We start from the raw sequence: 10,762 nt of genomic DNA on the forward strand, positions 1-10,762 counted from the left end.
AGGGAGTCTTGCATGAACGCTGCACTGCCAGGCCACACGGCCAGCGCTGGGACCGATTCGGCAACCGGACAACGGGCGACTCCCGAAACCCTGTTGCAGGTAGAGAACGTCAGCCTCGAATACCGCACCTCCGAACGGGTGGTGCGTGCGACGCACCAGGTCAGCTTCGAAGTCGATCGGGCCGATCGCTTCGTCTTGCTGGGCCCGTCCGGGTGCGGCAAATCCACCTTGCTCAAGGCCGTGGCCGGTTTCATCAAGCCCAGTGAAGGTCAGATCCGCCTCGCGGGTGAGCGGATCGAAGAGCCGGGCCCCGACCGGATCGTGGTGTTTCAGGAGTTCGACCAGCTGCCGGCCTGGAAAACCGTGATCGAGAACGTGATGTTTCCGCTATTGGCGTCGCGGACGCTCAAGCGTGCCGAGGCCAACGAGCGTGCCCGCTACTACCTGGAGAAGGTCGGCCTGAGTGCCTTTGCCGATGCCTATCCGCATACCCTTTCCGGCGGCATGAAGGCGCGGGTGGCGATCGCCCGGGCGTTGGCCATGCAACCGAAGATCCTGCTCATGGACGAGCCGTTCGCTGCACTCGATGCGCTGACGCGACGCAAGATGCAGGAAGAGCTGCTGGAGCTGTGGCAGGAAGTGCGCTTCACCTTGCTGTTCGTCACCCATTCCATCGAGGAAGCCTTGGTGGTGGGCAATCGCATTCTGCTGCTCTCACCTCATCCGGGCCGGGTGCGGGCTGAGATCAACAGCCACCAGTTTGACCTGGGCAGCCTGGGCGGCGTGGACTTCCAGGCCAGTGCTCAGCGCATTCATCGGCTGCTGTTCGATGAAGGTGAGGAGCCGGTGATGGACCGCCCGGTGGATTTCCAGCATTTGCGCATCGCCTATTGATATCGCTGCACTGACCTCGCCGCATTCGGAGCACATCCATGAGCCTTTCCCCACCCGTGCGTCAAGAGTACGAAGTTACTCTTGAGCCGTTCACTCAATCCGAACTCGTTCGGGATATTTCCCTGCCTCGACGTATCTGGCAACAGGCGTGGGTGCGCAAGGGTGTGATCCTGCTCGCCCTGGCCGTGATCTGGGAACTGGCGGCCCGCTGGCAGAACAATGATCTGCTGCTGCCCAGTTTCCTGCAGACCGCCAACGCCTTCATCGATGGCATTGCCAGTGGTGAGCTGCTGAGCAAGGTATGGATCTCGCTGACCGTGCTGATCAAGGGCTACCTGATCGGTATCGTCCTGGCGTTCGGTTTGACTACCCTGGCGGTCTCGACCCAGCTTGGGCGCGACCTGCTCAGCACGCTGACCGCCATGTTCAACCCGCTGCCGGCCATTGCCTTGTTGCCGCTGTCGTTGCTGTGGTTCGGCCTGGGCGAGAACAGCCTGATCTTCGTGCTGGTGCATTCGGTGTTGTGGGCGCTTGCCCTGAACACCTACGCCGGGTTCCTCGGCGTTTCTGAAACCCAGCGCATGGCCGGGCGCAACTATGGGCTGCGTGGCTTGCGCTTCGTCTGGTACATCCTGATACCGGCGGCGCTGCCGTCGATCCTGGCGGGCCTCAAGATCGGCTGGGCGTTCGCCTGGCGCACATTGATCGCCGCCGAACTGGTGTTCGGTGCGTCGTCCGGCAAGGGCGGCCTGGGTTGGTACATCTTCCAGAACCGCAACGAGCTGTACACCGACAAGGTGTTCGCCGGTCTGGCTGCGGTGATCCTGATCGGCCTGCTGGTGGAAAACCTGCTGTTCAACACCTTCGAACGACTGACCATCAAGCGCTGGGGCATGCAGCGCTGATCCCTCAATCCCTGTCCAGAGCATTCAACATGGTATTTGCAAACAAGCTTTCCCTGGCCTGCGGCCTCGCCGCTGCGCTGCTGGCCGGTGGGGCCAGCGCCGAAGGCAAGATCAGCATCGCCCAGCAGTTCGGCATCGGTTACCTCATCCTCGATGTGGTGCGTGACCAGCACCTGATCGAGAAGCACGGCAAGCAGCAGGGCATCGACATCGAGGTGGACTGGAACAGCATTTCCGGCGCGACCGCGATGAACGAGGCGTTGCTCGCCGGTGCGTTGGACGTGGTTTCGGCCGGTGTGCCGCCGATGCTCACCGTGTGGGATCGGACCAAGGGCCGGCAGAACGTCAAGGCCATTGCCTCGCTGGGCTCCATGCCCAACTACCTGCTCAGCAACAATCCAGACGTGAAGACCTTGAAAGACTTCACCGACAAGGATCGCATCGCGGTGCCCGCCGCTGGCGTGGGCTTCCAGTCGCGGACCCTGCAGTTGGAAACAGCCAAGCTGTACGGCGACAAGGAATTCAAGAAATTCGACAACATTTCGGTGAGCATTCCCCATCCGGATGCCACCTCGGCACTGATCGCCGGCGGTTCGGAAATCAGCGCGCATTTCTCCAGCCCGCCGTTCCAGTACCAGGCCCTGGAAAACCCCAAGGTGCACAAGGTGCTCAGCAGCTACGACATCCTCGGTGGCCCGGCGACCTTCAACGTGCTGTACACCACGCAGAAATTCCACGACGAAAACCCTAAGACCTACAAGGCGTTCTATGACGCGCTGGTGGAAGCGGCGCAGATCGTCAAGGCGGACAAGGTAGCCGCCGCCAAGACCTACATCCGTGTCGAGAAATCCACCCTGAGCGAGGCCTTCGTCGAGAAGATCGTGAAGGACCCGGAGATCGACTTCACCGTGGTCCCGCAACGCACCTTCATCTACGCCGAACGCCTGCATGAGCTGGGCGTGCTGAAGAACAAGGCGCAGAGCTGGAAGGACTACTTCTTCGAAGAAGCGCACGGCGGCGACGGCAGCTGATCATTGCTTTGAAAGCATCGACGCCGACGCTCACATGCCCTGTGAGCGTCGGCGTCTTGCGTTTCAGACGGCGGCGGGTGCGGGCAGGCCCAGGGCAGGGTAGTACTGGGCGAAACGCACGTTGTCGTGCTGGTCGACGAGCTTCTTCAGCCGCTCGTTGAACGCCCGCCCGACACCGTACTGCCCGCCGGACACCGTGCGGAACTGCGCAGTGAGCACGATGCCGTTGAGGTCCATCTTGTCCACCCCGAACACCTGCAGCGGCCCCTGCAGGTTGTGCTTGAGCATCACGTCGTCGACGATCGATTGGCCCGCCTGCTTGATCAGGTCCAGGGCCGTATCGATGTCGCTGTCGTAGGTGAACTGCACCGAAAAGAACGCATAGGCGAACTGCCGGGACTGGTTGGTCACTGCCTTGATCTGGCCGAACGGCACCGAATGCACGAAGCCCTTGCCGTCGCGCAGGCGCAGGGTGCGGATGGTCAGGCTCTCCACAGTGCCCGCATGCCCGGAATCGAGCACCACCCAGTCGCCGATGGCGATGGTGTCTTCGATGAGAATGAACAACCCGGTGATGACGTCCTGCACCAACTGTTGCGAGCCGAAGCCGATGGCCAGGCCGACCACCCCGGCACCGGCCAGCAGCGGCGCGACGTTGATGCCCAGGTTGGCCATGGTGGTGATGGTGCAGATCACCAGCAGGATGATTTTGATCGCGTTGCGCAGCATCGGCAGGATGGTCAACACCCGCGTGCTCGGCTGACGCGTGGCGCGCTTGCCCACCGAGGGCTTCAGCGCCTCCTGGATGGCGGTGTCCAGGACCACCCACAGCAGCCAGGTGACCAGCAGGATCAAGCCGATGCTGCTCAGCGAATCACTGATGGCGCGGCCCATGCTGTTGCGCGCGGCGAACTCCAGCATCGACACGCCCCAGATCCGCCCCAGCAGCTCGATGAAGGCGATGGCCATGGCGATGCGTGCCACCGCGTGCCCCAGGCTGCGCAGCAGCTCTTTATAGGGACGCAGGCGCGGCGTGGCCGTAGCAGGGGGCTTGAACAGGTGCTGCATGACCGTGCTGAGAAACACCGTGGCGATCAGCAGGACCGTGGTCAGCAGCGCATTCTGCAAGGCTTTCTGGCTTTCCTCCCCCGCACCGATCAGATGCACCGCCGACACCAGGATCATCAGCAGAATGGGCAGGTACCACAGGGATGAGAACAGCCGTAGCGATTCCTGCACCGCACGATGCTGCAGACGCTGCGGCAGTGGCCGGTTGCGGATCAGGTGGGCCACCGGCCTGCGCATGCGCACCACCAATACGGCGAACGAGAGAGTGGCGAACAGACCCGCGACCACCGCCAGGCTGGCAGTGAAATTGGTCCCCAGTTGCCGGGCGATCTGCGGGCTGGTCAGCGCATCGCTGAGGGCGGCAAGAAAGCCGATCATGAACAGCGGCCGTGGCGCATAGCGTCGCAAGGCGCCGACGGCAGCGCGCTTGTGTCCGCTGTCGAACAGGGTGATCACGCACATGATCACTGACGTTGAGAAAATGCCGCTGCTGGTGGCGTAGGCCAGCGACATGCCGATGGCGCGGGCGATGGACATGTCCAGGGAATGACTGGCGTACAGCGTCACCGGAAGTGCGACGATGGCTGCAAGTGTGAAGGGCAGGATATAGCCCAGCAAGTTGTGCAGGCGGGGACGTTCCCGGACGAATCGGCGGCGTGCGCTGCGCGCGACGATGAAGCGCCCGAGGAAATGCACGGCCAGAAACGTGGCCATCCAGCACACCGACAGCAGGATGAAATCGGTCGTCAGGTCCAGCGCCGAGCGTGAATGCCGATTGATCAGCGTGTCGACCTCGCTGGCGGCGCGGTCGGTGCGCAAGCGCCAGGTGTCGAGCACGTGCTCGTCCAGGTCGAGCTTTTTCTGCACATCATCGATGCCGTTGCTCAGGGCGCCCAGCAGACCTCCCTGCACCAGCGGCGCGGGGTCTTCGGCGGGTGTATCGGCTGCGGGTGCTTCGGCGGCCTGCAGACTGAAACTCAGCAGCACTGACAGCAGGAAGAGGGTGAATCTGGCGCGGGAACTGAACACAATGCGGGTCGCTCTATTGGTCGGTACACCAGTCACTGATTGAATTTTGCCGGGCAAGTTCGCCGATTGGCGGCATTTGTCGGGATTGTTCATCTTGCATTTGGAGCATCCGCCATGTGTTGAGGGCGGGTCTGCTACCGTTCATACGTTTCTCATCCAAGGCTTTGATCATGTCGTCGAGCAGCACCTACGCCACCGCCGCACCCGGGCGGCGAGAGGAGTTTTCCACCCGTATCGCTTTCTTCATCGCCGGCTTCGCCATGGCCGCCTGGGCCCCGCTGGTGCCCTTGGCCAAGGCGCGGGCCGAACTCAGCGATGGCAGCCTGGGATTGCTGTTGCTGGGCCTGGGGGCCGGTTCGATTCTGGCCATGCCGTTGTCCGGTTATCTGTGCGCCCGCTGGGGTTGCCGACGTGTCATCGTCGGTGCCGGCGTGCTGATCTGCCTGATGTTGCCGCTGCTGGCCACGGCCGGGACCCTGCCGCTGCTGATCGGTGCGGTGTTGCTGTTCGGTGCTGGGATGGGGGCCATCGACTGCGCCATGAATATCCAGGCAGTGCTGGTCGAGAAGGCCAGTGGCCGACCGATGATGTCGGGCTTCCATGGCCTGTTCAGCGTTGGCGGCATACTCGGGGCGGGCGGCATGACCGCACTGCTCGCGCTGGGCCTGACGCCGCTGCTGGCAGTGGCCTGTGTGGTGGCAGTGACCCTGCTGGCGGTATTCAAGGCCGCACCCCACCTGCTGCCCTATGGCAACGAAAGCGACGGCCCGTTGTTCGCCATGCCGCGCGGCATCGTGCTGTTTCTCGGTGCGCTGTGCTTCATCGTCTTTCTCACCGAGGGCGCGATGCTCGACTGGAGTGCGGTGTTCCTGGTCTCCGAGCGGGACATGCAACCGGCCTATGCTGGACTTGGCTATGCGGCGTTCGCCACTGCCATGACCATCGGCCGTCTGACCGGCGACAGGATCGTCGCTCGCTTCGGTGGAGCGCGGGTGACCTTGTTCGGTGGGCTGTGCGCCGCTGCCGGACTGGCCCTGTCGCTTGCCATCCCGGCCTGGCCTGCCGCGTTGCTGGGTTATGCGCTGATCGGCGCCGGTTGCTCCAACATCGTCCCGGTGCTGTTCACCGCTGTCGGCCGGCAGACCACCATGCCGCAGAGCGCGGCCATCCCGGCCATGACCTCGCTGGGGTATGCGGGGATTCTGGTAGGGCCGGCGTTCATCGGCTTCGTCGCCCACGGCAGCAGCCTGTCGATCGCGCTGGGCGTGCTGATCGTGCTGCTGCTGTTCGTCGCCGCCAGCGGGCGCTACCTGCGAAACTGAAGCGACCGTGCAGGGTCTACGCTGAACGGGGTCCAGCCGACCCTTCATGGTCATTCGATACGGAGTTCAGCCATGCAATTGCACGGATCCTGTCACTGCGGTGCCGTCACCTTCAGCCTGCACAGCGCCCACCCTTATCCTTATCAGCGTTGCTACTGTTCGATCTGCCGCAAGACCCAGGGCGGCGGTGGCTACGCGATCAACCTGGGGGGCGAGGCCGCGAGCCTCAATGTGCAGGGCCGCAGCCACATCACCGTCTACCACGCCCGGATGCCCGACGAAGACGGCACTGGCACTCACGCCAGCACCGCCGAACGGCATTTCTGTCATCTGTGCGGCAGCGCCTTGTGGCTGTTCGATCCGGCCTGGCCGGAGCTGGTGCATCCTTTCGCCAGCGCCATCGACAGCGAGCTGCCCGTGCCGCCGGAGCACACTCACCTGCTGTTGGACTCAAAGGCAGGGTGGGTTGAGGTGGAAGCCGGCAAGAATGACCGGCAATTCCAGCAGTATCCTGACGAATCTTTGGCTCAATGGCACGAGCGGCTCGGCTTGACTCAGGACTGAGCCCGCGGGCCGTTCGGAAACATGGTGAATCACCTCGGGGGTGTCGTCAGGCCATGCCGCGGCGAACGCCGAGGACGATTCGGCCTCAAAGGCCTGAACCCACCGTGATCGAGGACACGCCCTTCATGAAGTTGTCCCTATTGGCGACCGTGCTTCTTGGCGCGATGCTGTCCCATTCGGCATTGGCCGACGTGGCCGCTGCACACGCGCCACTACGCCAGCCCATCAGCCTGGCTGCAAACGACACCTCCAACCCCTATAACAGCCCGATCCGACGGATCAACCCCAACAGTCGGCAAGGCACCACTGCGCCCAATCCGCAGCTGCGCCAGCCGACACCGCGCACCGATAACCCGCGGCCGCCGACGCTGGAAAACCGTGGCATCGGCAACGGCGATAACCTGCGCCGGCCGGCCAACGGCACCCAGCAACCGCGCACTGCCCCTGGCACGCGGTGATTCCTCTTTTTTTCCGCTGAAGGATAAGCCCTATGTTGCAGAAAACCCTTTTCGCCTCAGCCTTCGCCGGCCTTGCCCTCTATGGAATGGCCGCTTCGGCGGCCACGGTGAAAACCTATCAGAGCGAACTGGGCCAGGTGACGGTCACTACCGTTGCCGAAGGCCTCAAATACCCATGGGCTCTGGCGTTCTTGCCGGACAACAAGGGCATGCTGGTGACCGAAAAACCAGGTGATCTGCGCGTGGTCAGCGCCGAAGGCAAAATTTCGTCGCCCATCAGCGGCGTGCCGCAGGTCTGGGCGAAGAACCAGGGCGGGCTGCTCGACGTGGTGCTGTCCCCCGACTTCAAGGCTGACCGTATGGTTTATCTGTCGTATGCCGAGCAGGGTGAGGACGGCAATGGAGGTACGGCGGTGGGGCGCGGCCGGTTGTCCGAGGACCTGACTCACCTGGAAAACTTCACCACGATCTTCCGTCAGGAGCCCAAGCTGTCGGTTGGCAACCATTTCGGTTCGCGGCTGGTGTTCGACCGCGACGGCTACCTGTTCATCGCTCTGGGCGAAAACAACCAGCGCTCGACTTCCCAGGATCTGGACAAGCTGCAGGGCAAGGTTGTGCGTATCTTCCCCGACGGCAAGGTGCCCAAGGACAACCCGTTCGTAGGACAGAAAAACGTGCGCCCGGAAATCTGGTCGTTCGGCCACCGCAACCAGCAGGGTGCGGCCTTGAACCCTTGGACAGGCACCCTGTGGACCCATGAGCACGGCGCCAAAGGTGGCGATGAGCTGAACATCATCGAGAAGGGGGCCAATTACGGCTGGCCGCTCTACACCCACGGCATCAACTATTCCGGCGAGCCGATTCCCGAAGCGAAAGGGAAAACCGGTCCGGGCATCACCGATCCCTACCATGTCTGGGAGAAGTCGCCGGCCATCAGCGGCATGGCGTTTTATGACAATGACAAGTTCAAGCGCTGGAATCACAACCTGTTCATCGGTGGGCTGGCGTCCGAAGACCTCATCCGCCTGCAGTTCGAAGACGACAAGGTGGTGCACGAAGAACGTCTGCTGGGCGAGCGCGGTGAGCGTATCCGCGACGTGCGTCAGGGTCCCGACGGCTATCTCTACGTGCTGACCGATGACGACGACGGCGAATTGCTCAAGATCGGCCTGGAATGAATCGGCTCATTTGATCGACGCCGTGAAACCTCTTGGCCATCTTCGAGTCGATTGCTGGTCAACGACTTGCAGGGTCCTGGCGATTCCATGGTCTCAAGAGGTTCAGCATGATCGGCGTCATCATCCCCGTGCACAACGAGCAGGCCAGCCTGGACCGATGCCTGCAATCGGTCATGCTGGCCGCCGAGCATGGCACCTTGTGCACAGAGTTGGTCCGTATCGTCGTGGTGCTGGATAACTGCAGCGATCGGTCGCGGGACATTGCCCAGCGCTACCCGGTGCGGTTGATCGATATTGGCGCTGGCAGCAAAGTCACTGCCCGGGCGGCGGGCGCTGCTCATCTGGTCCAGGCTGGAGCGCGTTGGCTGGCCTGGACCGAGGCCGACGCTCGCGTTCCCGATGACTGGCTGGCGGCTCAGTTGGCGTACCGGGTGGATGCGGTCTGTGGTCGCGTGGACCTCGAACCGGGCATGCTGAAGGCAGTTGCCGGCCAGCGTCGCCGACGGTCCATTGCCTTTGACGAGCCACGGCCCAGTGTTCATGGTGCAAACCTGGGCATCAGTTCTGCGGCGTATACGGAGGCCGGTGGGCTCAAGGCGGGGCAGGATGAGGTGCAGCTGGTTCGTCAGATTGAATCCAGTGGTCGGCGTATCGCCTGGAGTGGTTCGGTGCGGGTGAGGCGCGGTACACCGGTTGGCAGTGGTTATGGCGAGCCGGCGCGGCTTCCGGCATTGAGCAAGGTCAGTGGGTTCTGAAATGTTGAATGTGATCACGCTGGTGCATGGCCGCGAGCGGCAGCTGGACAACGTCATCCGCGGACTGGAGCGGGGTAGCCTGATGCCGGAGGCGTTCTGGGTGGTGTTCATGAACCAGCCTGCGCGCGATCTGCACAGTGAGTGTTTTCCGATTCACTGCTTGGTGGTCGACGATGCTTCCCACGGTCTGCCGCTGGCCAAAGCGCGCAATGCAGTGCGCCAGTGCGAAGGCGAGCAGTGGGTGTTTCTCGACGTGGACTGCATTCCTGGCGAAAGCCTGCTTTCCGATTACGCGGTTGCGTTACGCGAGATGCCTGAATCCTTGCATCTGGGTGAGGTGCGCTATCTGCCCAGCACCGCGCAGATGGAGGGCTGGACCCATGCCACGCTGGCCCGCGATGGGGTAGCCCACCCGTTGAGCCAATACCGGGGCGCACCGGGTTCGCTGTTGCCCCATCATCTGTTCTGGTCGCTGAACTTTGCCTGTACGCGCGCGGTGTTCGAACGCATCGGTGGGTTCGACGAGGGTTATCTGGGCTACGGTGCTGAAGACACCGATTTCGCTTTCAGTGCGCGTCGGCAGGGTGTCGAGTTGAGGACGGCGGCGGCACAGGCTTTCCATCAATACCCCCCCACCTGGCGTCCGCCGCTCAACCATTTCTCCGCGATCGTGGCCAATGCGCAGCGCTTCCATCAACGCTGGCAGGAGTGGCCCATGGAGGGCTGGCTTGGCGAGTTCGTCGAGCTGGGTCTGGTGAGCTGGTCTGCGCAATCGTTGCAGATTCTGCGCCATCCGACCGATGCGGAAGTCGACGCCTGCCTGGATCGTGCAGGGTCGGGGTTCTGAAGCGGCCGTCCGATTCGGCAACGATTGCCGGCTTGCTCACGGTTCACCGGTTTCCTACCTTGACGGCTTTTTCGGAGGCCAGGGAATGTCGGCGTGCAGGAGAGCCTGTGGGTTGCGCAAGGGGGGCGTGAGCGAAGTGGGTCAGGTGTATTCGATCACCTGTGTGACGGCAGACCGGGAATCGGTGTTTGCCTGTTGGCGAAGTGCTCGGTTGTTGGTGGCTCAGTTGCGGGCCATGCATGAGTCGGGGGATGTCGAGTCACTGGCATGGGTGGTGATGCCGGATCACGTGCATTGGTTGTTTCAACTGCGCAAGGGCGACCTTGCCACGGTCATCTGTCGCATGAAGGCGCGCAGCAGCCTGGCCATCAATCGCCGCAACGCGACTTGCGGCCGCCTTTGGCAGAAAGGCTACTACGACAGAGCGATGCGCCGCGAAGACGACCTGCGAGCGGCAGCCCGCTACATCATCATGAACCCCGTTCGCGCTGGCCTGGTCGAGAAGGTCGGTGATTATCCGCTGTGGGATGCGATCTGGCTGTGATCGGCAAGCGCATCGACTGCCGACGCGTTGTGTCAGAGATATCGCATGCACCGCCGACGCGGCTTGCGCCGCTGCTACAGGGTCCGCGTTTGCCGGGACCTCTGTGCATCGCCGACATGCACGCCCACCTGTAGCAGCGGCGCGAGCCGCGTCCGGGGGCGGCGCGG

11 protein-coding genes are annotated in these 10,762 nt (G+C 62.9%); 10 read left to right on the forward strand and 1 reads right to left on the reverse strand.

Annotation, left to right across the window (positions count from 1 at the left end):
* Positions 1 to 12 precede the first annotated feature (12 nt).
* The 3 genes from AC788_RS05435 to AC788_RS05445 are packed head-to-tail and all read left to right on the forward strand — an operon-like array spanning position 13 to position 2,830.
* Positions 13 to 894: an ABC transporter ATP-binding protein gene (locus tag AC788_RS05435; protein ID WP_049859573.1), complete on the forward strand. Its 882-nt coding sequence runs from the start codon at positions 13 to 15 to the stop codon at positions 892 to 894.
* 38 nt (positions 895 to 932) lie between these two features.
* Positions 933 to 1,799 carry an ABC transporter permease gene (locus tag AC788_RS05440; protein ID WP_049859574.1) on the forward strand — a complete coding sequence of 289 codons (867 nt, stop codon included), beginning with the start codon at positions 933 to 935 and terminating at the stop codon, positions 1,797 to 1,799.
* 29 nt (positions 1,800 to 1,828) lie between these two features.
* Positions 1,829 to 2,830 carry an ABC transporter substrate-binding protein gene (locus AC788_RS05445; protein ID WP_049859575.1) on the forward strand — a complete coding sequence of 334 codons (1,002 nt, stop codon included), beginning with the start codon at positions 1,829 to 1,831 and terminating at the stop codon, positions 2,828 to 2,830.
* A gap of 63 nt (positions 2,831 to 2,893) precedes the next feature.
* Here the strand turns inward: AC788_RS05445 and AC788_RS05450 are convergent, their stop codons facing one another.
* Positions 2,894 to 4,927, reverse strand: a complete 2,034-nt coding sequence (locus tag AC788_RS05450) for a mechanosensitive ion channel family protein (RefSeq protein ID WP_049859576.1) — start codon at positions 4,925 to 4,927, stop codon at positions 2,894 to 2,896.
* Positions 4,928 to 5,097: 170 nt separating this feature from the next.
* Between AC788_RS05450 and AC788_RS05455 the strand changes: the two genes are divergently transcribed.
* From AC788_RS05455 to AC788_RS05485, 7 genes are all read left to right on the forward strand, one after another.
* Positions 5,098 to 6,249 (forward strand): MFS transporter, encoded by a 1,152-nt coding sequence (locus AC788_RS05455; RefSeq protein ID WP_049859577.1) that lies wholly within the window; start codon positions 5,098 to 5,100, stop codon positions 6,247 to 6,249.
* Positions 6,250 to 6,321: 72 nt separating this feature from the next.
* Positions 6,322 to 6,813, forward strand: coding sequence for a GFA family protein (locus AC788_RS05460; RefSeq protein WP_049859578.1), 492 nt, complete (start codon positions 6,322 to 6,324; stop codon positions 6,811 to 6,813).
* A gap of 125 nt (positions 6,814 to 6,938) precedes the next feature.
* Entirely contained in the window at positions 6,939 to 7,271 is a 333-nt protein-coding gene (locus AC788_RS05465) for a hypothetical protein (protein WP_376787059.1), read from the forward strand.
* 32 nt (positions 7,272 to 7,303) lie between these two features.
* The gene (locus AC788_RS05470; protein ID WP_049859580.1) at positions 7,304 to 8,449 is read left to right on the forward strand and encodes a PQQ-dependent sugar dehydrogenase; all 1,146 of its coding nucleotides are present in this window, start codon (positions 7,304 to 7,306) and stop codon (positions 8,447 to 8,449) included.
* Between the two features lie 107 nt (positions 8,450 to 8,556).
* Positions 8,557 to 9,204 carry a glycosyltransferase gene (locus tag AC788_RS05475; RefSeq protein WP_049859581.1) on the forward strand — a complete coding sequence of 216 codons (648 nt, stop codon included), beginning with the start codon at positions 8,557 to 8,559 and terminating at the stop codon, positions 9,202 to 9,204.
* A 1-nt stretch (position 9,205) separates the two neighbouring features.
* Positions 9,206 to 10,051, forward strand: a complete 846-nt coding sequence (locus tag AC788_RS05480) for a glycosyltransferase family 2 protein (protein ID WP_236690466.1) — start codon at positions 9,206 to 9,208, stop codon at positions 10,049 to 10,051.
* Positions 10,052 to 10,136: 85 nt separating this feature from the next.
* Entirely contained in the window at positions 10,137 to 10,595 is a 459-nt protein-coding gene (locus AC788_RS05485) for an REP-associated tyrosine transposase (RefSeq protein ID WP_049859582.1), read from the forward strand.
* Positions 10,596 to 10,762 lie beyond the last annotated feature (167 nt).

It is taken from the genome of Pseudomonas sp. RIT-PI-a, from assembly GCF_001187875.1.
GTDB classification, from domain to species: domain Bacteria; phylum Pseudomonadota; class Gammaproteobacteria; order Pseudomonadales; family Pseudomonadaceae; genus Aquipseudomonas; species Aquipseudomonas coleopterorum.